Here is a 23,823-nt window from a genome sequence, read left to right as displayed (position 1 = left end):
TCGTGACGCCGCATCGTCAGAACGCGTACTTGACGGTGAACAGCGTGGTCATGCCGGCATCGACGATGTCGGAGTTGACCAGGCTGTTGCGACCGATGTGCGACCAGTATTGGTAGTTCTTGGTGAGGTTGGAGATCTGCAGGTCGAACTGCAGGCCGTTCGCCATCGCATAGCCGGCATGCAGGTCGACGCGGCGGATCGGGCGGATCCACAGGTCGTCCCACGGCCCTCCCTGGTTGAGGAAGTCGTACGTGGAAATATACGAGCCGGTGTAGTGGTAGCTCAGGTTGATCGAGAAACCGTACTTCTCGTAGAACAGCTCGGCGTTAGCCATGGTCCTCGGTGCGGCCTGCAGCCGTTCGTTCGAGAAGCCGGGGATGCCGAGGTCCACCCTGGAGTTCTGCCGCGTGGCGTTGACGCTGACGCCCAGCCCGTCGAACGGTTGCGGCAGGAACTCGAACTTCTGCCGCGCCGTCATTTCCAGGCCATGGAGCGTACCGTCGCCGCCGTTGGTCGGCGTCTTCACCAGCACGGTGCCCGCGCCCTGCGTATTGGGGTTGGCCTGGCCGCCGCCGCTGTCGTAGATGTAGTCCTTGAGCTTCTTGTAGAAGCCCGAGAACGAGAAGAAACCGCCATGGCTCGTCGTCCACTCGGCGCCGAGATCCACGTTGGTCGCCTTGATCGGATCCAGGTTCGGATTGCCGCGGGTGATGGTGGTGACGCCGTCGGACACGTTGATCTGCGACCCGCCGCCCAGCTGCACGAATGCCGGCCGCGTATAGCTCTGCCACACCGCGAAGCGGTAGACCGCGTTGGAGGTGGGGCGCCAGTTCACGAACAGGCTTCCCAAAGGCTCGTTGTACACGGTGTGGTTGTTGTCGAAATAGCCCGGCTGCTCGTTGCCGTCGGCATCGTGCGGCGTGGTCCAGAACGTGTTGCGGATCGACGTGTGCTCGAAGCGCACGCCAGGGATGATCTCGACGTCGCCCGTGTTCACGGTCGCCATGGCGTAGGCGGCGCTCACCGCTTCGGTGCCGCGCATGGTGTTGCAATTGAGGTTGTTGAAGTCCAGCGAGCCGCAGGTATCCAGGTCCGAATCGACCAGGTGGTCCTGGATCAGGTTGGCCACGGCGGTGCGGCTCACCTTCGGCGTGTACCACGGATACTTGCCCGGAAAGATCGACGAATAGCCACCGTCGAAGATACCCAGGTCGCCCAGCGTGGTCACGCCGTCGTTGATGCCCGCGGTGGACCAGTCGCGATTGGTGAACTGGCGCGAGCTGTCGCTGTACTTCACGCCGAACTTGATCGACTGCAGCGCGCCGTCCTCGAAGTCGTAGCGCAGGTCGAGCTTGGCGCCGCCGCGCTTCTGGCCCGAACGGATGCGCGTGACTTCGCCGTAATCGTTTGCCCACATCCCGGCGATATTGTTGACCGAATTGGCCAGGTCCGGGGTCAGCTGCGGGTACGGAAAGTGGCTGCCGCCATAGCCCAGCAGGGAGGACCGGTTGTAGGCGAAGTTGTCCTGCGAGTACTTGTCTTCGCGGCCGTCGATTTCCACGTGTTCGGGACGATCGTTGCGACCGATGCTCCAGAACACGTTGGGCGAGATCGTCCAGCCGCCGGCGGTCTTGTCCGCGCCGAACTGGATGGTGGCGAGGTCGGCCCGCTCGGGGTTGGTCTCGAACCAGAAGCGGTTGGCGATGCGTCCGACGTTGGGCGCGTACACTCCCGGCGTGGCGGTCGGCACGTAGGTGACGTCGGCGGGCAGCAGCTGGTTGTACGTGGTGTTCTGCTCGGTGAGCGCGTACGCGTAGGTCATCTTCGCGTAGGCATGCAGCGTCGGATCCACGTTCCAGTCCAGCGACACGTTGCCGCCGTAACGACGCTCGAAACCCGAAGCTATGCCGGCATTGGCGCCGATGCTGGTCAGGTTGCGCGCCGGATCGTAGCCGGCCGCGTTCGAACCGTCCGCATTGGCGTGCGCGAATGCCCAGGACCCGTCGTTGGACGCGCTTTCGGCGGCCCCGATCTCGCTGTTGGCGATATTGCGATAGTCGTAGTAGCCGCTCGCGTAGATGCCGAACTGCTTCTCGCTGCCGAACTTCGACTGCAATTCCGCGGCAAGGCCACCGCCCAGACCGCTGTCGCCATAGTCACGGGCGCGGCTTTCCACGCGGCCGCTGGCCGTCACGCTGCCGCTGAAATCTTTCTTGAAGTCGAAGGCGCTCGGGGTGCGGAAATCGATGGTGCCGCCGATCGCGTCGCCGTCCATTTCGGCCGTGGACGTCTTGTTGAGTACGATGGTCTGCAGACCGGACGGCGGCAGGAGGCTCAACTGCACGCTACGGCTGTACGGCATGCCTTGCGCGACGTTGGCACCGTTGATGAGATTGACGTTGTACTCCGACGGCAGGCCTCGCACCGACGCGAACATGCCCTCGCCGCGCGCGGCACCGTCGATGCCGCCGAAATAGCCGGTACCCGTCGTGGTGACGTTCACACCCGACATCAGGCCCAGCGCCTCGGCCACGTTGTGTACGGCCGTGCGCTGAAGGTCCGATGCCGAGAGCACGTCGACCGTGTTGGTCGACTCCATGCGCAGGTTCGTCGCGTCGTAGCGGTTGGCCACGACGCTCAGCGCCTTCATCTGCACGGCCTTGTCGGCCGTCGGCTTCTGATCCTTCCCGGCCGGTGCCGCCGCCGGCGCGCCGCCCTGCGGTGCCGTCTGCGCATGCAGCGCGCCCATGCCGAGCGCGGCACACACGGCCGCCACCATCGCCCTCTTCGTCAATACGTATTGCTTGGCCACGTCTTGCTCCCCACCCCGAAAGTGTCGTCGAAGCGCCCGTGGCGAATGCCACGTGCGTCATGCCACCGGATCGGCGCCACGACGGCACGTCGGATGCCGTACGGGCAAAGCCCGGACGAACACGCGCGCGCCCCAGGAGGCGTACCGGTCAGTTGTATCGTTCGATCAGAGGGAGGAAGGCGGCGGCGAGTAGCCGGCGACGCACTTGCCGCGCGAGCGCAGCGCGCTCAGTTTGGCGCGGGCGAGGATGGGCATGCCGTCGGCCATCACGTGCACGAGCGAAAACCGCGCACCGGCGCAGCCTGCGATATCGCTTTGTGCTTTCGGGCGGCTCATGTGCTGTCCGTGATCGCGGCTGCTGATGGAGTCGGGCATACCCCGCATGCCCGACGACGTGCGCGAAAACGGCGTCAAAAGCCGCCGCGCGGACAAACGTATACCGCACGACATTTGACCCGTCAACGGCACTCGGATCGATAATTTTTCCTTGCTGCACGGCAGCATGGACCCAGAGGTATGCCGAATATGCGCATATCGCGACGGCCGGTCTCAACGGTTCGCATGAATCTGCTGCGACGCAGGATGACACGGCGACGCCACTCCACTCATCCTCACGGCGCGATGCGGAGGGCATCGCTTATTGAATGACTTGCGGGGTTACCTGATGAATCGATGCCGTCCGACGCGGAAGGTTTCCGCGCGCGTGCCATGCCTACGTCCGCTCGCCGCGAGCCTCGCGGCCCTGCTCCTGGCTACCGCCCTCAATGCGCAGGACGCCCCTTCGCAAACCGCCCCGCCGAAGAAGCCGGCCAATCCGGACAGCGCGAGCAACCTCGACGCCGTGGTGGTGACGGGCATCCAGGCGAGCATCCAGAACTCGCTCAAAGCCAAGGAAAACTCGGACAACATCATCGAGGCCATCTCGGCCGAGGACATCGGCAAGCTCCCCGACAGCAGCATCGCGGAAAGCCTGGCACGCCTGTCGGGCCTGGCCACGCAACGCGTGGACGGTCGCGCCAACCAGATATCCATCCGCGGCCTCGCGCCCGACTTCGCCGGCACCACGCTCAACGGCCGCGAGCAGGCGACCATCGGCGAAAACCGTGGCGTGGATTTCGATCAATATCCGTCCGAGCTGATCAGCGGCGCCGCCGTGTACAAGACGCCGGACGCCAGCCTCATCGGCCAAGGGCTTTCGGGCACCGTCGACCTGCACACGATCCGTCCGCTGGACCTGGCCAAGCCGGCCATCGCCGCCAACCTTCGTGGCGAAACGACCTCGAACGGCAGCCTCAACCATGGCAGCGGCGTGGGCGACGCGGGCCATCGTGCCAGTTTCTCGTACATCGACCAGTTCCTCGACCACACGCTTGGCCTGGCGGTGGGTTTCGCGCAGCTCGACTCGCCGGTGCAGGAGAAGCAGTACCAGGCGTGGTGGTGGAACGTGAACAACGGACCGAACGGCGCGGATCAGATCCAGGGCGCACCGCATACGCCGGGCATGCCCGACGATACGCTTGCCCAACAGGGCATGCAGTTGAGGGCCAAGTCCGAGAACCAGCTTCGCAACGGCCTGATGACCGTGCTGGAATGGGCTCCCGACGATCATTACCACTCGACACTCGACCTCTACTATTCCACGTTCGACCAGAAGACCTATCTCAATGGCGCGCAGTGGTCGAGCAGTTCGTATGACCCCGGCATCTCGTTCTCCAATGTGGGCGTGTCGCCCGGCCAGCCCTTCCCCATCGCCACCAGCGGCCACATCGACGGCCTGAAATCGATCCTCCAGAACGATTACACGCGCGAACACGACAAGCTGTTCTCGGCAGGCTGGAACAACCAGTACGATTTCGGCAACGGCTGGTCGCTCACGGGCGACCTGTCGTACTCGATGGCGAAGAAGCGCCTGCACGACGCCTACCTGTTCGCCGGCCTTCCGGGCCAGGCGACTTCGTCGACCGACTTCTTCACCCGGCGCGATTACGAGTTCCCGCGCTTCTATCCGGGCACGGACTTCTCCGATCCGTCCGTCATCCAGTTCACCGACCCGAACGACTACGGCTACGACGGCCGCGAGGAATTCGACAAGCAGCGCGACACGATCAAGGCCGTGCGTTTCGAGGTCAGCCATCCGGTCGGCTGGATCTTCAGCGACTTCAACCTGGGCGTGAACTACTCCGACCGCAAGAAGACCAAGCAGGCCGACGTGTTCTTCGCCTGGCTCAACGGCAACGGCTCCACGGACGATACCTACCTACCGGGCTTCGGCGCGCCGATCGGTTCACCGCGCGGCATCACCGACCTCAGCTACGGCGGCATCGGCCCGATCGTGAATTACGACGTGCTGCAATCGCTGTACAGCCAGTACTACCTCACCCAGCGCAACGGCCAGTCGGATTGGAGCCGCAACTACACCGTGCGCGAGAAGGTGCCGGTGGCCTACGTGAAGTTCAACATCGATACGAGCCTGGGCGACGTGCCGCTGCGCGGCAACATGGGCGTGCAGGTGGTGCGCACCGACCAGTCGTCCGAGGCATTGCAGACCAACGGCGACGCCCTGGTGGGCCGTATCTCCGACGGCGTGAAGTACACCAAGGTACTGCCCAGCCTCAACCTCGCCGCCACCATCGGCGAGAAGCAGTACCTGCGCTTCGGCTTCGCCAAGACGATGGCCCGTGGCCGCATCGACGACGAAAAAGTGGCCACCTCGGCCGGCGTGTCCCTCCAACAGGAGGGTCCCGCCGCCGGGCAGGTGCTCTGGTCGGGTAGCGGCGGCAATCCGCGGCTCAAGCCCTATATCGCGGTGGGTACCGACCTGTCGTGGGAGAAATACTTCGGCACGTCGAGCTACGTGGCGGCGGCGGTGTTCAACAAGAACCTGCTGAACTACATCTACAACGAAACCACGCTCGACTATGACTTCTCCAAGTACGTCAACGACAACCCGACGCTGGTACCCACCAGCCCCTACGGCTCGTTCACCATGCCCAAGAACGGCACCGGCGGCCGCATGCAGGGCCTGGAGCTTTCCGGCGCCTTCGAAGGCGGCCTGCTGACCCGCGCCCTCGACGGCTTCGGCGTGCAGGCGAACTTCTCGCTGACCAACAGCACCTTGCCGGTGAGCGCCGTCTCGACCATCCCCGGTAGTCCGTCCACCCTGCCCGGCCTGTCGCGCAAGGTGGCCAATCTCGCTCTTTACTACGAGAAGTACGGCTGGTCGGTGCGCGTGGCCGAGCGCTATCGCTCGTCGTTCACCGGCGAAGCGGTAGCCCTGTTCGACCAGCTCGGCTACACCAAGGTGCTGGCCGACAAGCAGACCGACTTCCAGCTCGGCTATGCCTTCGAGCACGGCCCGATGACCGGGCTGTCGATCCTGCTCCAGGTGAACAACGTGACCAACTCGCCGGTGAAGACGGAGCAGATCTCGTCGTTGCCGAACAACGAGAAGGTCGGCCGGCCGCTGGAATACGACACGTTCGGGCGGACGGTGATGTTCGGGGTGAATTACAAGATCTAGGGGAACACCACGGTGTGACGAAAGTCAAAGCAACAGCGGTAGCTTTCGGTTGCGCTGGCACAACGCTTGATTTACACGCAGTTGTCCAGCGCCCCGTGCAAGTTCGTGTCGTCACGTGGCATATGGTCTTTGCCGTGTCCCAAATTGATGATGCCACATGATCAGTGCATCATTGCTATCTCAATAAAAAGCTCACGGCCGACCAGTCGGAACCCAACCATTCAGACCTTCGCGCGGCTAAAGTACTAGCAGAAGACGAAAAAGCTTAACTCGCATACGCTACATATCCAAGAACTTCTGGCAGCGAATTACCAGAAAGACGCTTCTTCGTGCCTCCACCAATCGAAGCGAACACGTCATATGAGAGAACTCCGCCTTCTTTCAAGATGGAGAGTCCACAGAGTCCATTCATCCTGTACTTCTCGTAAATCAACTTAACTAGAACTGCAATCTCCAAATTTAGGGGTGGCGCCCCCTCAAAAGGATCACGAGTTGTCAATATGTGGCGCAGATTTAATAAGGTCGCTGCAACATCTCCGCTTTCAGCACCGAATAATGACTGCGCCGCACCGCTTGCGCTTAAGTTGACAGTAAAAATGTCATCAGAATCCCGAAAGCCATCAATCTTCAAAAAAAATATCTCATCTTCTTTCATGGCGCGACCAATCGATTCGATCGACTCGGCAACGCTGAGCCAGTGATCCTCCACTTGCCCGGTCAAAGCCTCTTGATTCACCTGCATAACCTCTCTAACGATCCAATGCAGCCTCAATTTCTTCTGCAGTGTTTATCTTATGGATCGCCGCATCCGCGACGACCCCACGCAGCTTCTGCGGATCAATCTTACCTCCAAGCAATTTGTACGCCACGTCGTATGCAGTTCTCTTGTTTCCATCCTCAAAAACATGCGACCCAGCTATATCACGTATTGCGGCTACTGCCCTAGCTAATTTTCCTTCCCGATAGGCCATGTTTACGATAGTGGTTTCAACATGTATGTCGGCTCGGACCACTCCGTCCGCATGGAGCTTATTGATTGCGATAATTTCATTGGCTTCGATTCCTAGCTCGAATTCCATCGGAAGCATAGCTGCTGCGGCAGCTGCAATCTCCGCTCCAGTACAGTCTCCCCCTCCCATACATGCAGCAAACGTGGCACCAGGTAATGCGTCCGCGGAAGACGCTACAGCTGTGATTTGTCCAGCGGCAGATACTTCGGCTTCGCCATTGAGCTCGTTCAACGTCGCTGTAGATTGCCCTAGCAGTCCAGACCCGCCACCGCTGTCCTCTAAAAGCGCCACTCACTCCCATCGAGTCCGCTAACTGTCTGAGCTTTCTGCAAGCTGCGCTGCACTCATCCGATAAGCCAGTGGGATCGGTCCTGACGAAAGGGCTATTCGAACCATATACGTAGCGAGAAAACCCATAAACGTCCGAGGCGTAAGACGTCGCGAACGCCGTCGCGGGCCAGCTGACCGCCACGGCGCCGGACGATTGCGCCGGCACGTTGACGGCCTACGGTGCGGCGGGAATATGCGCGATGTGCACCTTGCCCGATACCGTCGGCGCACTGCACGCATGCTCATTGCATGCCCATACGCGAGTAACATAGTCGCCGTCGGCCGACGAGTCCTGTGAGCCTACCGTAGCGGTTGTTTCACCGAGCAAGACCCATGCCTGGCCGTTATATGACCGCTCCGCCTTGTAACGGGTGGCCGTTGAAGACGCCGGCCAAGTGAAGAAAATCATCGACTGATCGGTGGAGACGGAAGTGCTTATCGAGGCGGGCGCCGGCAGAGCAAGCGACGAGGCCGGCATGCGGAACACGCCCGAGTTGTCTAGCGTGAGGTTGGCATTGCCTATGGGGAAATGCCGTAGACCACCAGGGTCTGCGCAACGAACTGCACCCGATTGGCGTCGGTCAGGGGGATACTGAAACGATGCGCGGTTCCGGACGAATGGCACGCCTGCTGGACCGCGGCCTCACTGGACACGTTGGCGTGGTAGGCGCCAACGAACGTTCCGCCGGAGGACGCATCGCCCGCCACGTAGAGGTGCACGTCGATCGAAGGCCCCCAGCCAGAGGAACACGCCCAGCCCACGAGCGCTACCAACTCGCCGGTGAAGACGGAGCAGATCTCGTCGTTGCCGAACAACGAGAAGGTCGGCCGGCCGTTGGAATACGACACGTTCGGGCGGACGGTGATGTTCGGGGTGAATTACAAGCTCTAGAGCCGCGTGTGCGGCAAGACTGGCTGACGGAGATAAGCACCGGCCTGCGCTGGTACGACGCTCGATGCACCTCGAGGTATCTATTAATCCCAAAGGACCATGTAAAGGATTAAGGATCTTCTGTTTTGTCAGATCTCAAATCAGCCAAAATGCCGTTCCAGTATCGAACAGCTTCAATATGCTGAGCACGAGTCAACCAGACTCGGTTCTTGGGGTCGTCTGGGTCACCACCGAGTAAGAGTGGCGTGACATAGAACAATTCGCATTGATCAGGCGATACTTTTCCCTTCCCGACTTCATCCGTCATAGATAGTGTCCTGACCTAACGCATCGAACAGTCCTTCGAGATCCTTGGCGACGACTATCGCGTCCTTCCACCCCAAACCTATAAACGGAACCATCACGACCGAACCAGTCGAATCCCGCAGATCGTAACCAAAAGCCTCTCCGCCGCCGCTCGAACCAATCAAGAAAAGACCTGGCGCATAAACCTCGACTTCATACTCCTTATTCAGTTCAACCGCCTCTTCATACCGCCAGAGGATGAGATAGTTCGGTCCTACGATACCCTCGCCGCCATTGCATCCTTCGATGAATTTAGAGTAATCATCGGGCATGCGGCTATCGCTCTTCAGCTGGTTGAGATCTTCCTGAGCCAGCGGCTCATTTGGGATCCATTCCTGAAGAAATCGATTTCGATTCATGAGTTTTCCTAGGCACCAATATTCTTCTGAAACTGATTCCACCACGGCGTAACTACTTTCTGGTGGATATCCCGTGGAAGGATAACCTTGTTCGCGGGATCAGTAGGGCTACCACCAAACTTGACGGGCTTCACTTCGTGCACGTCTACTGCCTTGCCGATCAGTCCTTGGTCTCGACGTATCGCCTGATTGGCACTATTTGCAGCCCTCCTGACCGCCCGATACTCCTCACCACTGACAACACGGAGCGTCCCCTCTGGACGAGGTACTTCGCTAGGATAGCCGCTCCAGTCGATGACCGAAAACTCACCTGAAGCGACCTCGGCAGTCGCCAGCGGCACCTCTGCTGACTCGACTGCCGTCTCCGCGGCGCGCGCCATAGAGATAGCGCGCATGGCGCTCGACACACCTTTCAGTGCGAGCGATGCTTCCTCGAAGGCTGCAGGGTTGGCGGCAATAATCGGAGTGATGACGTTCTCATTCACGCTCTCGGCCACATCGGCAATCGCGCCGGGAGCCTCGACGATTCCCTCGCCCATGCTTCGACAGTGGGAAGGCTGGCTTACACAAGCCGCCTCTCTGCCATCTGGGTCGGTCATGCCAGCAGGGTTGTCGTTTACGTATACAAAACGGTTGACCTTTGCTAGGTCACCAGCAACAGGAACATGCGGATCTACACTGATGAACCGGCCTACGACGGAGTCGTAGTACCTGGCTTGCATATAGATCAAGCCAGAGTCTGGGTCGTCTAGATGCCCGGTATACCCCGGCCCATCTTCCGGCGTACCCATCACCTGCTCGCCATACGGCTTACGATCGGATCGGCTGATGATGTTGCCCTGCTCGTCGGCCTTCGCCAGCACCGTACCCTGCGGGTCGGTGTAGTAATAGGTCACCTTCGGGGTGGCCGCATGTGCTGGGCCAGTGAGGCAGCACAGCAGGGCGAAGATGAGCAATATGAACGTGACAAGCGCGCTGCCGCGGATGGTGGCGCGCTTGAACTGGCTTGGCTTATTCAAGTTGACAACGCTCCTGTCACGGACCACGGCCGCCTCCGGAAATCAGGTCCACCTCGGTCGTGAAGCTCCACGCCGAGCAGCCCACGTCGTTGCAGGCCCTGACGTTGTAACGGAGTTCACCCGTGTAATTCCGGAACGCCGACCAGCTGAGGTTGGTGCCCGAATAGACCAGGGTGACCTGGTTCTGCTGGTTCGTTTCGTTCAACTCGTAACGAGTGGCGTAGTTTGCCGCGCCCCACGTCACGTGGACCATCGGCTTGTACGATGGGCCACTGGTGGTGGCATCCGCGTTCGGCGGGACATCGGGAAGATGCGCTACGTTGACGGTGACCTGGTTGCTCCAGCCGGCGCATCCACTTCGATTGCAGCCCTGCACCATGTAGGCGTAGGAACCGTTGCCCCTTCCGCTGGTCGACCAGCTCTGCGCGGCGTTGTTCTGTACCGCCGTCCAGCCTCCGCCATTGACGCTTTCGAGCAAGTTATAAGACGTGGCATCGCCTGTCCCGCTCCAGCTGAGGCCGTAGGCACCGCTATTGGATGTTCCGCCGCCGAACAAGCTCGGCACCTGCGTCGGTGGAAGTACGACGGACACCGCCCCGCTCGTCGCGTAGCCGCCACATCCGTTGGCATTGCAGGCCTTGACCCGGTAATACCAGTTCGCCGTCCTGCCTTCACTAAAGGACGCCGAGGTACCTGCGCCGTTATAGATCGTGGCCCAGTTGCCGTCCGTGGTGTGTTCCACCTGGTAAGACGTCGCGAATGACGTCGTCGGCCAGCTGGCCGCCACTCCACCGGACGACTGCACAGGCACGTTGATGGCCGAGGGCGCGGCGGGGATGTGAGCGATATGCACCGCGCCAGAAGTCGTCGGCGCGCTGCACGCGTGATCGTTGCATGCCCAGACCCGAAAGACGTAGTTGCCGTCGACCGCTCCGCCCAGTGAGGCTGCCGTCGCGGCCCCCTGCCAGACGGAGACCCACGCTTGGCCATTATACGACCGGTCCACCTTGTAGCTGGTCGCCGCCGAGGACGCAGGCCAACTGACAGTGATCGTCGACTGGTCGGCGGAAACGGAGGTACTCAGCGAGGCGGGCGCCGGGGGAGCAAGCGACGACGCGGGCATGCGGAACACGCCCGAGTTGCCCAGCGTGAGGTTGGCGTTGCCTACGGGGGAAATACCATAGACCACCAGGGTCTGCGTGACGAACTGAACCCGATTTGCGTCGGTCAAGGGGATACTGAAGCGATGTGCAGTGCCGGACGAATGGCAGGCCTGCTGTACCGCCGCCTCACTGGATACGTCGGCGTGGTAGGCACCGACGAACGTGCCGCCGGAGGAAGCATCGCCCGCCACGTAGAGATGCACGTCGATCGACGGCCCCCAGCCGGAGGAACATGCCCAGCCCACGAGCGCTGTGTTGTCGCCGGTAAGACCCTCGATTTGCCCCACGACCGTCGATGTCGACGCCTTCCTGTCGGCGACGAGCTTCTTGCCGAGATAGATGTAATCGGTGCCGTTCGTCGTGGTCGGGTCGTACTCCCACATCAGCTGCCCGGCCGCGTTGTAGGCATAGTAGGTCGTGCCCTGGGGCGTCACCTTCTTGACGCGACGACCGGCCGCGTCGTAGGTGTATGTGCCCTTCCCAGAAATCGATGTAAGGCGGTTGGCGAAGTCGAAGTTCATGACCTGCCCGTCCTTGCCGACGGTGTTCCCTCGGGCGTCGTATTGGAACGCGTGCACCTGGGCGCCGGCACGGCTGATCGATGCCAACAGGTTGTTTGCATCGTAGCTGTACGTGTTGGTGCCGCTACCGTTGGTCAGCGTAAGGATGTTGTTGAGGGTGTCGTAGGTGTAGCTTTCGGTGCCCCACAGCTGAGCCGCCGTGGCGGACACGAGCCGGTTGAGCCCATCGTAGCCCATGGCCTTGGTACGTTGCGCCGAACCCGATTGGTCCGTGATCTGGCTGACGTTGCCGTTGGCGTCGTAGGCGAAATCCTCGCTCACGTTCGGGCTGCTGATTCCATAGGTGAAATTGTGAAGCAGGTTGCGTGCATTCTTGTCCGCCGAATAGAGCGCTCCGTTGCCCATGGCATAGGACTTCACGTCACCGTCCGCGAAATAGGCGACACCATGGACGTAGTTGCCGGCTTGCGTAGGCTGCCTTAAGCCGTTGGGGCTGTAGGCGACCGACTCGCCATCGGGATAGGTCATCGAACTCAAGGCACCCTTCGAATCGTAGACGTACCCAATGCCCCAACTCCAGCCGTCCACCGAAAGGATCTCGCTCGTAAGCAAACCCAAGCGGTTGCGGCCGAAGGTCCAACCGACCATCCCCGCCGTCGCGGTCGCGGGATTGCCGCGCGAGTCATAGGTAAACGTGCTCGATTCGGTACCCGACGGGTAGACCACGGAGGTCACGCGATTCATGGCATCGTAGCCACGAACCGTCTTCATCGCGTCGGCGACCTGGTCCTGCCCGCAACCGGCAGCGTTGAACGACGCGCCGGATACGCTCCACGCGAGATTATCCGCACCGTCGTAGGCCATGATTTCGCTGCCCGATTCGGGCTCCCACGTACGGCACAGACGTTTCTCGCCGTCATAGGTCATGGTCTTGGTCACCGATTGACCGGCCGCGCCTTGGGCGATCGACAACGGATTGCCGTAGACGTCGCGCGTGATGGTCTGAACGACACCTTCCGGTGCTTCGACGCGAACGATACTGTCGTAGGAAGGCTCATCAAATGCCTGGAAGTAGCTCGTGGTGACATTGCCCTTCGGATCGGTCACCCGCCTCGCCATGCCCTGCGGATACGACGTCGACGTCAGCAGATCGCCCGACTCCGAAGCCTGGAACTGCTGGATCGGACGCCCCAAGGCGTCATATCGCGTCACGACACCCAGCACCATCCCGTTGATGTCCGGTGCCCCGTCGACAGGATAGGACTGGAACGTCTTGCGTCCTGCCCAGTCGTAATCCGTGCGCGACGATACGTATCCCGCTCCGCTGTTGGCCTCCGCCGTACCGAGCGTCTTCGCTCTGAGCAAAGCGTCGTAGTCGGTACGCTGGCTCCAATTGCCCTGCGTGACAAGACGCATCCAATGGGGACCACCCAGGCCACGGGCGTCGCCGATGTACGAATAGACGAACGTCTTCGGCGCCCATGCCACGGAGTCGCCGACGGGATATCCGATGCTCGAGACGCGTCCGATCGCGTCGTAGCCGTACGACGTCGTCGCCCCGGACTGATCGGTAATGGAAGCTACCTCGCCGAAGTCGTTCACGCCGATGGACTGCGACGTACCGTCCGGATAGACGATGGATTGTGGAATGCCGCGCTTGTAGTTCGACAATCCGGTGGTGTGGTTGTTACCGTCGGTGAACGTCGCTAGCTGTCCCTGCGCGTTGAAGGTATAGCCCATCACCTTGCGACCGAAGCGGTAGCGTTCCGAAAGGGTCAGACTACTGGTGTCGTAGACGTTGTGGCTGACGGTCTCGCCGGTGGTGAGGTTGTCCGACTCCGAAGGGAGACCCAGCACGCTGCGCGCATAGTCATCCTGAAATGTCGTGCGTTCGACCACGCCATAGCCGGTGGAGCTGTAACGCTGTACCTGGCTGGCCCGTGCCATGCTGTCGAAGGCTTGAACGTTCCAGGTGAACGCGTCGCTATCGACGTACGTCGTACGGCTTCCCAGCGGAAACCGCTGCAAAAGCTGCGCGCGATTCATCCGATTCACGTCATCGTTGCCCACCGTGGTCGGATAGGCCGAAGCACGGCCGTCGACCCCCGGGTTGGGGCTGACGTAACCGTACTGAACGAGCCTGCGCCGCGCAGACACGTCGACATCGCCGTCGAAAACCTCTTCGGACTGCAGGAGGCTCTCGGTCCAGTCATATCTGTTGCTGAACGTGCTTCGCTCGGCGTGACCGTCGGGGTACGTGATCTTGGTCCACACGGTGGACGCGCAACCGCCCACGCAGTCCTGGTTCCAGCTGTCGTTCGGCGGCGAGTAGGCGTAGTTCCAGGTCAGTGTGCCGATGCCGGCGCCGGAGAGCTGCCGCTGCGTGAGCGACACGGCGTAGGAAGCATCGGGAAGGCTGGCCCATGTCCCCGAAACATTGGGCAAGGGATCGATATTCGGTCCCGCTTCGCAGAGTTGGGGAACGTAAGAGCGACCGCGCTTGGTGATCGCCACGCGAAACGTGCCCGTGAGTCCCGAGGGGTGGGTCATCTGTGCCGTATACGCCGTGCTCGCGTTAACGGGAATACCGATGGCATTGCACGATCCGCTATCCACCGTCTCCACGGCGGCCGAGTTGAACGGATCAAGGTTGAGCGACCACGTCGAGCCGTCCGGTTGTCGCACCGTCGTCAGCGTGTTGATCTGGTACATGGGGTTCTGGCTCGACAAGGCGTATCCGTAGGTCCACGTCCGCACGCCCGACGCACCGCCTTGCACCGATACGCTGGCCACCCGCGGCGTCCCCGACTGGTAAGCAATGGCAACATGACGACCATCGCTGGCGACGATGTCGGTAACCAGGTCTCCGCTATACGTGTAGCTCACCCAGTTTCCGAACCGGTCCTCGATCCTCGTCACGAGCATCCGCCCTTCGCGCCGGACCAGCGAATCGTCGATGGAGACAAGCGGCGTCAGCCGTGCATCGGTACGCACCGCCGCGCTGGCCGAAGACGATCCAAGGGGGCGCTTCATCGCGGGCATGTAGCGATAGGACAGATGGTCCAGCCAGTACTTCGTGCCGTCGGGCGAGACGGCAAGGAAGCCCTCGTGCGTCGTGTCGTTGCTCGCCTGCGCCAGGCATCCCACGGACCAGTCACCCTTCGTCACGATGGGAAAGCTCAGACCGTTCACCGACGGCGCCGTCCCGGAGGTGCGGAACAACATTTCCTGACTGCCCGCGCCGGGGATGTGCAACTGGGTTCCCTGCCACCATGTATCCGGTTCCCAGTCGGCACGCTTCGAATCGCCCACCGGTCGCGCTACGGTCGGCGGCGCCTCGAACGCGGAACAGATGGCGCCGGAATTGGTGCCTTTGACCGCCCAGCCACGCACGTTGTTCTGATTGGCGGTCGCCGTGACGATCTGCGGCAGATCGATGTCCCAATCGCCGAACGCGAGGTTCTGCAGGTCGGGACGATCGTTATAGGCGTGAAAGGTGAATTCGCGCCCCACGCTGATGGTCGGCCCCGTACCCGGTACGGTCACGTCCACCTGGTGGAACGAGAGGGTGCCGTCGTAGAGGCTGATCTGCTCGCCGAAGGGCGTATCGCCCAGCGGCTGGATGTCTTCACTCACCTTGATGAGCTTTCGGTACTCGTCTTCGGGGGTGACCGACTGCGCGCGGGCGGCCATGAGCGGCGCGACCAGCATCATGACGGCACCAAGAACGTACGAGAGGCGCGCACGACCACCAACACCTTGTCCAGGCGCAAAAATCTGCTTCAACATGCTTTCCCTGTTCCCTGTATGCCGGCCAGCACCGACCACGAAAAGGCTAAGATGGCAGGTTATTGCACGTCAATGCGCAAGTTGTTACGGAGCCGCCAGGGAATGTTCGGCCGTGGAACGGCTCAAGCCGATGCCGTAACCACGTTTACCGCATCAAGCATCACTGCCTGCGATAACGCGCCGGCGTCTGCCCCATGGCGCGGACGAACGCCTTGCCGAACGCCGATTCGGAACGATAGCCGACGCGGTCGGCGATCGCGCCGGCGCTGAGGTTGGTACGGCGCAGGAGTTCGCCCGCGAGATGCATGCGCAGCAAGGTGAGCGTCTCGTGCGGCGCCATGTTCGCCCTGGCTTCGAAATGACGGGCGAACGTGGCACGCGACATCGCCGCATGTTCGGCCAGCGACGAGACCGTCCACTCGCGCTCGGGCTCTTTCATCATGGCCGTCATGGCACGGGAAAGGCGTGGATCGGCGAGGAGCGCGAGAAACGACGGCAGGGCCCGTGCGTCGTCGAGGTGTTCGCGCAGGGCGAACACGAACAGCGCCTGGGTCAGCGCCGTCACCACGGCCATCGCGCCGGGGGGCTGCTTCGCCACTTCGTCGCGGAACACCGCCACGATGCCCGAAAGCGCTTCCAGGCCATGCGTCGTGGACAGGTTGACCTGGAGCACGGGCGGCAACGACTCGAAAAGCCAACGGGAAACTTCCGGCGCGAAGAGGAAGCGGCCACACAGGATGTCGAGCGATACGTCCTCGCCGTTGCGCCTCACCGGCATCAGGCCCGAGGTGTCCAGTTCCATCGCGTTCCTGGACGTGGCGCCTCCCGCGTCGACCACCCGATGGCTCGCGCCGTGTGGCATGACGACGAGATCGCCCGCGTGCAGCTCCACCGGCGGCGAGCCGGGCAACTCGATGCGACCGGCACCGGACAGCACCAGATGAAACGGTGCCTCGCCAGCCGGCAGCGGGTCATGATCGAGATCGAAAGTGCCGCCGATCTGGCAGCGCAGGTCGAGGACGCCCTGCATGCGCATCAGCTCGAGGACGCGAGTCAAGGCATCCATGAAGATCCCGGGAGGATGGGAGAAGCGGCGAAGTATCCATCCCCCGGGTGGCCGAACACAATCGCGGCTAGAAGCGGTATCCGAAGCTGAAGCCATAGACCCAGGGGTCGACGTGGGCGGTGCCCACCCTCGTGCCATCGACCTTGACCTTGGCATCGATGTCGAGCCGCCGTGCGTCGACGGTAAACACGAGGCGCTCGCTCAGGGCGACGTCGATGCCCGCGTGCCACGCGATGCCCCAGGTGTCGCCCACGTCCACGCGCGCGCCCTCCAGGGCATTCTCGCCATGCGCGCTGAAGAAGTGCGTGCGGTTGACGCCGACGCCGACAAACGGCGACACGACCCGGTCCGGCATGAAGCGGTAGTTCACCCCCGCGACCGGCGGAAGCTGCTTCACGGAAACGGCTTTGCTCCCGTCGAGGCGAACATCGTGGCGGAAAGGCAGTGCCGCCAGCAGTTCCACGCTCCAGGCCGGCGTGAAACGATATTCCAGGCTGATCGTGGGTCGGCTGTCGCTGCTCGTGCTGGAGCGCATGCCGGCCAGGCGGCCGGTATTCGACTGGGGGCTCACCTCGTGCGCGCCCGCATGGACGATCCAGGGCAAGAACGCGTCCTGCGCGATGGACACGGCGGGAAGCAGGCCCAGTACGCCGACGGCGAGGGCGGATCGAAAACTACGCATGGAAAACTCCTTTGGCGGGGACTTCGTCAGCCCCTCATGGACCGGTATGCCCGGAAAGCGTTTTCAGGCTATCAAGCGCTTTTCGACAAAGGCGAAATCGTCAGAGGACTGCGGCAACGCGCCTTCGCGAACAGATGACATGCGCGTCCGTAGGCTGGATGGTTCCTCACGAGGAGGTCATTCCATGAGCACAAATCCTGTCGTACTCATCGTGGGCGGGGGTGCGGCCGGCATCGAACTGGCGACGAGGCTCGGCAAGCGGGAAGACCTCGACGTCGTGCTCGTCGATCGCGACGCCAGCCATTTCTGGAAGCCGCGCCTGCATGAGCTCGCCGCGGGCCTGCTGGGCGACGGCGAAGAGGCCGTGCCCTTTCTCGCGCACGGCCACTCGCACGGCTACCGCTTCGTGCCCGGCGCCTTGCTGCGCGTGGATGCCGAACGCAAGACCGTCCGTCTCGACGCGGTCCGCCTGGCCCAAGACGACGAAACCATCCTTCCGCCGCGCGAGTTGCATTACGACGTGCTCGTGCTGGCCTTCGGTAGCCGGGTGAACGACTTCGGCACGCCGGGCGTGCTCGAGTATTGCGACATGCTCGACAGTCCGGCGCAGGCCATCGCGCTACGCCGGCGCATCCTCGCCCTGGCCCTTCGGACCGCGGGCGATCCGTCCAAGCGCATACGCGTGGGTATCGTCGGCGCCGGGGCCACCGGAGTGGAACTCGCCGCGGAACTGCATCACGCGTTCAACGACATGCACCGTTACGGCGGCCTGGACTCGGCCTCGAAGCTCGACATCACCCTGATGGACATGGCGCCCCGCGTGCTGCCCGCCGTGGATCCGCGCACCTCGGAAACCGCCCGGCGCGTGCTCGAACGCATGGGCGTCACGGTGCGCGTCGGCGTGGGCGTGAACGCCGTGGAACACGGCGTGTTCGACCTCAAGGACGGTAGCCGCATCGAGTGCGACATCCAGGTCTGGGCGGCCGGCGTGGTGGGCCACGACTTCGTGAGCGACCTCGGTCCCTTCGAGCTGTCAAAGGATCGGCGCATCGTCGTCGATGGCACGCTCGCCGCAAGGGGCGTCGCCGCGATCTACGCCATGGGCGACTGCGCCTACGCGCCCGCGTCGGCCGAGGGCGGTATCGTGCCGCCCACCGCCCAGGCGGCACGCCAGCAGGCCGAATACCTCGCGCATGCCCTGCCCCGCGCCTTGCGTGGCGAACGCGTCGAGCCTTTCGCCTATCGCTCCAAGGGTACGCTGGTGTCCCTCGGCGTTCGCCAGGCCACGGGCGAGGTGCCCTCGGGCGGCAAGGGCCATGGCGTGATCCCGATGCGCGGATGGGTCGCCAAGCTGCTTTACGTGTCCTTGCAGTTCATGCACCGCGTCACCCTGCATGGCTGGCCCCGCGCCGTCGCCCTATGGATGGCCGACGGCCTGCGCAACACCACGTTGCCCCCGGTGAAGCTGCACTGAGGGCACGTTTCCGGCGGATTTCACGCACCGACCACATGGGGTTTCCTGAAGTGGCCGGGACGACCCGAGGAGTCGCGATGCCCGCCGCGCCCCTGCCCCCCGACGAAGCGCAGCGCCTGGAGCGCCTGCACGCCCTGGCGGTGCTCGACACGGCGCCGGAGCCCCTGTTCGACGCGATCGCCCGCATCGCATCCATGGTGACCGGCACCCCGATGGCCTTGATCAGCCTCGTGGATCGCGACCGCCAGTGGTTCAAGGCCAACCTGGGTCTGGAGGGCGTGCAGGAAACACCTCGCGATATCGCCTTCTGTTCGCATGCGATACGCGGCAACGACCTGCTCGAGGTCGGCGATGCCGCGCGAGACGAACGCTTCGCGGACAATCCCCTGGTGGAGGAGACCCCGAACGTGCGCTTCTATGCAGGGATGCCGATCGCCCTCGACGAGGGCTCGGGCATCGGTACGCTGTGCGTGCTCGACCACGTTCCGCGCGAACTGGATCCGCACCAGCGAGAGATCCTCACCCTGCTCGGTCGCATCACGGGCCTGGCGCTCACCCAGCGAGCCGACGCCCTGGACCGCAGCGCCGGCCTCGCACGCGAAGTGGCCGCGGAACGTGGCCTGCGCCATACCCAGACGCGTGCCCAAGCCAACGAAGAGCTGCGCCGGGTCATCGGCTCGCTGGAAAACAGCGAGCGCCGTTTCCGGCAGCTCTTCCATTACAGCCTCGGACTGATCTGCACCCACGACCTCGACGGCACCCTCCTGTCGGTGAATCCCGCCGCCGCGCGCTCGCTGGGGTATCCCCTGGCCGACCTGCTGGGCCGACCCATGACCGATTTCATGCGCGAGGAGAACCACGCTTCCTTCGCCGCCTACCTGGAACGCATCGCGGCACGGGGCACCGATTCGGGGCGGCTGGAACTGCGCGCGGCGAACGGTGACCTGCGCATATGGGCGTATCACAACGTGATCGACGACGACGACGAAGATCGCTACGTGCTGGGCCACGCGCAGGACATCACCGAGCAGTCGCGACAGGAGCGCCAGCTACGCGAGTGGTCGGTGCGCGATCCGCTGACGCACTGCTTCAACCGGCGCTACCTCGCCCAACTCGAGGAAACGACGGGTGGCGAGACGCTGGGCTTCGTCGCCGTGGACCTCGATCATTTCAAGGCGGTCAACGATACCTACGGTCACCAGCGCGGCGACGACGTGCTGGTAGGCATCGCGGTATTCCTGCGCGATCGCGTGCGCGACGGCGACGCCGTGGTGCGCCTGGGAGGCGACGAATTCCTCGTGGTGGTGCGTGACGCGGACGACGCGGCGATGAAGCAGGTACTCGAACGATTGCGCGCCGATGCGGCGGCGGCACCGATCGCGTTTACCCTGGGGGCCGCGTTGAAACGGGCCGGGATGTCGCTGGATGAGGCCTTGGCGGCCGCCGACGGCGAGCTCTATGAAGCACGTGCGCATCGCGCGGGACAGCCTCGGTTCCAACCCTGATTCCCGATGCGACCGACTCCCACCGCTCCGGTAGCCAGGCTTCTCCAAGCCCGCTCCCGAAAGGGTGGACGCCGATCGCATCGGCGAATCCGGCCAAGGGTTACTTCGCCGCGTGCTCCAAGGCCTGGAAATCCTCGTCGGACAACTGCAACGAGGCTCCCTTCACGTTCTCTTCCAGGTGAGCCGGGTCGCCCGTGCCCGGGATCGGCAGCATCACCGGCGAACGCTTCAGCAACCACGCCAGGGCCACCTCACCGTTGGACGCGTTGAGCTTTCGCGCGATTTTCGACAGCACCGAGCCTTCCTTCGCCAGTTCCCCCGCCGCCAGCGGATACCAGGGAATGAAGCCGATGCCGTTTTCGGTCGCGTAATCCAGCACCGCCTCGCTCTGGCGATTGCCGAGGTTGTAGAGGTTCTGCACCGTGGTGACCTTGAAGAACTTCGACGCCGCCTTGATTTCGTCGACGTTCACCTCGGAAAGCCCGACGTGACGGATCAGGCCCTCGTTCTGCATGTCGCGGATCACGCCGAACTGTTCGTCCTGGGGCACTTTCGCATCGATGCGATGCAGCTGCCACAGGTCGATGCGCTCCACGCCCAGGCGGCGCAGGCTCATGAGCACGCACTGGCGCAGGTACTCCGGCCGTCCCAACGGCATCCAGATGTTGGGCCCATGCCGGGTGAGGCCGCCCTTGGTGGCGATGACCACGCCGGACTTGTCATACGGATGCAAGGCTTCGCGGATCAGGTCTTCGCTGACGAAAGGCCCATAACTATCGGCCGTATCGATGAAATTGATGCCCAGTTCGGGAACCCGGCGCAAGGTCTGCAATGCCCTGCCCTTGTCTTTCGGTTCGCCCCAGATGCCCTCGCCGGTGATGCGCATGGCGCCGAAACCCAGGCGGTTGACCTCGAGGTCGCCGCCGATCTTGAACGTGCCGCTTGCGGATGCGTTGATGCCTGACATGGTGTCGCCTCCAGGGTGGATGGATAACCTGATCGACATGGGTACACCCCGCCCCGTTTAAAGGGTGTCATGCCGTCAAAGGCGAGCGGCCACGCGCTGCACGATCTCGTCGACCGCGGGGACGCCCGCGCTGCGATCCGACAACGCCGCCTCCAGCCGCGCGAGTTCGCCGGCCAGGCCATACGCGCCGAAGACGAGTGCGCTGCCACGCATGCGGTGGGCCAGCGAAAGCGCGAGGTCGCCATCGCCCGAAGCGAGCGCTTCGCGAAGCTTCCCCAGGTCGGAGAGCGATTCCTTGCGAAAGACCGCGCGTGCCGCGGCGTGGTCTTCCGACCGTGCCAGGGCATCGCGCAACGCCGTCAACGACAGCGGCTTGCCCAGCACCACGTCGATGCCGGATGCCTCGCACTGGCGCACGTGGTCGTCGCCGCTGCTGGCCGACACGGCGACGAAGCGGGTGCGAATGCCGGGCATCGCCGACTCCTGCGCCCGCAGCTCCACGGCGACGTCGTAACCGTGCATGTCGGGCAATTCGCAGTCGAGCAGCACCGCGTCGAAGCGGCCCGGTTCGAACACGTCGATGGCCGCCTGGCCGCGATCGACCGCCACGGTGTCGTAGCCGACGTAGCGCAACTGAGCGGCGAGGATCTGCCGGTTCGCGGGATGGTCCTCCACCAGCAGCACCACGCCCAGCGGCGCATCGGCTTCCGCGGTGCCGTCGGCGGCGATGTCGGCCGGCGCGGGCACGAGGCTGGTCGGCAACACCACGCGCACGGTCGTGCCTACCCCGGCGTCGGAGGACAACGCCAGCGTGCCGCCCAGTTGGCGGACGATTTCGCGACAGATGGGAAGCCCCAGCCCCGTGCCGCCCAGCCGTCGGGACAGCCCCCCATGCGCCTGGCCGAAAGGCCGGAAGATCTCCCGCTGGCGATCGAGGGGAATGCCCTCGCCCGTATCGAACACCTCCACGTATACGTGGCGGATCTCTTCCACGGACGACTCGTCGACGCTCTGCCAGATCGCGAGCCCCACGTGGCCTTCGGTAGTGAACTTGACCGCGTTGCCCACGAGGTTGTCCATGACCTGGCGCAGCCGCGTCTCGTCGAGCAGCAACCATGGCAGCGGCCCCATGGGCAGGTCGAGCTTGACCGCCACGCCACGCGCCTCGATGGCACCGCGGTGAGCCTCGATCACGTCGCGCGCCACGGCGTACGCGTCGCACGGTCCCAGGTCGGGGATGAAACCCGAGGCTTCGTCGCGCGAGAAGTCGAGGGCGTTCTTCAGGAGATTCTGGAGGTTGCGGCTGCCGGACACGGCGATGGCCAACAGGTCGCGACGCGAACCCTCGCCCGGCATGCGGGCCAGCAGATCGACCGACGACGCCACGGCGTTGACGGCATTGCGGACCTCGTGGCTCATCACCGCCAGCAGCATGGTCTTCTGTCGCTCGCTGCGCCGGGAGGCAAGCTGCGCGCGGCGCATCTGCAGCATGGCGAACAGCAGCATGGCCACCAGGGCCAGGGCCAGCCCGATCTCGACGCCATAGGTGGCGAGCACCTGCGTGAGCGTCGGCGGGCGCAGGTAGGCCAACTGCAACCACCGCTCGATGACCTGCTGGTTTTCCTTCGGGCCGATGCTGCGAAGCGATTTCTCGATGAGCGCCACCAGCTCGGGCTGGTCGGGGTGGGCCGCCACGCGCACCGTCACCGGGAATTCGGGTATGTCGCCGGCGACCCGCAGGCTCACCGCGTAATCGCGACGCAGGATGGGGCCGAAGGACACGTCGGCACCGATCGCCACGTCGGCGATACCGCTTTCGACCGCCACCAGCACCTGGTGCAGGTCGGCCAGCGGCAACCGGCGCACCGAGGGATGCTCGCGGGCCAGCCAGGCGTCATAGGCTCCGCCGCCCTTGTAGGCCACCCGAAGGCCGTCGAGGTCACGCACGTTCAGGCGTGGCGGCCCCACCGTGCGGGCGATGATCAGCGTCCGCCCTTCGTAGATCGGCGCGGAAAGAAGCGCCTTGCCCGCGACGTCCGCCAGCATCCGGTCGTTCGTGGATGGCAGGAGGTCGACGCGACCGTCGAGGAACGCCTTCACCGAATCGTCCCACGAAGCCGTGCGCACCGGGTCCAGCCTGACACCGGCCTTCTTCGCGGTCAGCTCGAGGTAACCCGAGATCAGCGGATTGACGTTGCCGCTGGAGATCTCCGAGCCCTGTTGCGGGTCGATCGCCACACGCACCACGGGATGCGCCGCCACCCAGCGGCGCAGGGTTTCGGAATCGGGCGGCGCGGCGTTCGCGCACCAGGCGAAGGGTGCGACGCAGAGGAGGGATGCCACGAGAGCCATCCTGGCCAGCATTCTCC

General features: G+C 63.4%; 15 protein-coding genes. 3 read left to right on the top strand and 12 right to left on the bottom strand.

The window, feature by feature from the left end:
* Positions 1-16: 16 nt before the first annotated feature.
* Positions 17-2,779: a TonB-dependent receptor gene (locus tag L2Y94_RS10500; RefSeq protein ID WP_425602461.1), complete on the bottom strand. Its 2,763-nt coding sequence runs from the start codon at positions 2,777-2,779 to the stop codon at positions 17-19.
* Positions 2,780-2,977: 198 nt separating this feature from the next.
* Positions 2,978-3,148, bottom strand: coding sequence for a hypothetical protein (locus tag L2Y94_RS10495; protein WP_247374999.1), 171 nt, complete (start codon positions 3,146-3,148; stop codon positions 2,978-2,980).
* A gap of 328 nt (positions 3,149-3,476) precedes the next feature.
* Between L2Y94_RS10495 and L2Y94_RS10490 the strand changes: the two genes are divergently transcribed.
* Positions 3,477-6,332 carry a TonB-dependent receptor gene (locus L2Y94_RS10490; RefSeq protein WP_247374998.1) on the top strand — a complete coding sequence of 952 codons (2,856 nt, stop codon included), beginning with the start codon at positions 3,477-3,479 and terminating at the stop codon, positions 6,330-6,332.
* 265 nt (positions 6,333-6,597) lie between these two features.
* Here the strand turns inward: L2Y94_RS10490 and L2Y94_RS10485 are convergent, their stop codons facing one another.
* The 8 genes from L2Y94_RS10485 to L2Y94_RS10450 form a co-directional block, all read right to left on the bottom strand.
* Positions 6,598-7,068: a hypothetical protein gene (locus L2Y94_RS10485; protein ID WP_247374996.1), complete on the bottom strand. Its 471-nt coding sequence runs from the start codon at positions 7,066-7,068 to the stop codon at positions 6,598-6,600.
* Between the two features lie 13 nt (positions 7,069-7,081).
* Entirely contained in the window at positions 7,082-7,573 is a 492-nt protein-coding gene (locus tag L2Y94_RS10480) for a hypothetical protein (protein WP_247374994.1), read from the bottom strand.
* Positions 7,574-8,191: 618 nt separating this feature from the next.
* Entirely contained in the window at positions 8,192-8,521 is a 330-nt protein-coding gene (locus tag L2Y94_RS10475) for a hypothetical protein (protein ID WP_247374992.1), read from the bottom strand.
* A gap of 339 nt (positions 8,522-8,860) precedes the next feature.
* The gene (locus L2Y94_RS10470; RefSeq protein WP_247374990.1) at positions 8,861-9,268 is read right to left on the bottom strand and encodes an SMI1/KNR4 family protein; all 408 of its coding nucleotides are present in this window, start codon (positions 9,266-9,268) and stop codon (positions 8,861-8,863) included.
* Positions 9,269-9,276: 8 nt separating this feature from the next.
* Positions 9,277-10,287: an RHS repeat domain-containing protein gene (locus tag L2Y94_RS10465; RefSeq protein ID WP_247374988.1), complete on the bottom strand. Its 1,011-nt coding sequence runs from the start codon at positions 10,285-10,287 to the stop codon at positions 9,277-9,279.
* 16 nt (positions 10,288-10,303) lie between these two features.
* Complete coding sequence (locus tag L2Y94_RS10460) at positions 10,304-15,685, bottom strand: RHS repeat domain-containing protein (protein WP_247374987.1); 5,382 nt, start codon at positions 15,683-15,685, stop codon at positions 10,304-10,306.
* A gap of 235 nt (positions 15,686-15,920) precedes the next feature.
* Positions 15,921-16,826, bottom strand: a complete 906-nt coding sequence (locus L2Y94_RS10455; protein WP_247374985.1) for a cupin domain-containing protein — start codon at positions 16,824-16,826, stop codon at positions 15,921-15,923.
* 67 nt (positions 16,827-16,893) lie between these two features.
* Positions 16,894-17,508, bottom strand: coding sequence for an OmpW/AlkL family protein (locus L2Y94_RS10450; protein ID WP_247374984.1), 615 nt, complete (start codon positions 17,506-17,508; stop codon positions 16,894-16,896).
* Between the two features lie 184 nt (positions 17,509-17,692).
* Here L2Y94_RS10450 and L2Y94_RS10445 point away from each other — a divergent pair, with 184 nt between their 5' ends.
* Complete coding sequence (locus tag L2Y94_RS10445) at positions 17,693-18,982, top strand: NAD(P)/FAD-dependent oxidoreductase (RefSeq protein WP_247374982.1); 1,290 nt, start codon at positions 17,693-17,695, stop codon at positions 18,980-18,982.
* Positions 18,983-19,059: 77 nt separating this feature from the next.
* On the top strand, positions 19,060-20,487 hold the full coding sequence (locus L2Y94_RS10440) for a sensor domain-containing diguanylate cyclase (RefSeq protein WP_247374981.1): 1,428 nt from the start codon (positions 19,060-19,062) through the stop codon (positions 20,485-20,487).
* Positions 20,488-20,587: 100 nt separating this feature from the next.
* On the opposite strand, the gene L2Y94_RS10435 is transcribed toward L2Y94_RS10440, so the two are convergent.
* Entirely contained in the window at positions 20,588-21,454 is an 867-nt protein-coding gene (locus L2Y94_RS10435) for an aldo/keto reductase (RefSeq protein ID WP_247374979.1), read from the bottom strand.
* A 75-nt stretch (positions 21,455-21,529) separates the two neighbouring features.
* Positions 21,530-23,797, bottom strand: coding sequence for an ATP-binding protein (locus L2Y94_RS10430; RefSeq protein ID WP_247374977.1), 2,268 nt, complete (start codon positions 23,795-23,797; stop codon positions 21,530-21,532).
* Between the last annotated feature and the right edge of the window lie 26 nt (positions 23,798-23,823).

It is taken from the genome of Luteibacter aegosomatis, from assembly GCF_023078455.1.
Taxonomy (GTDB): Bacteria; Pseudomonadota; Gammaproteobacteria; order Xanthomonadales; family Rhodanobacteraceae; genus Luteibacter; species Luteibacter aegosomatis.
This window is presented reverse-complemented; position numbering and strand designations above follow the sequence as displayed.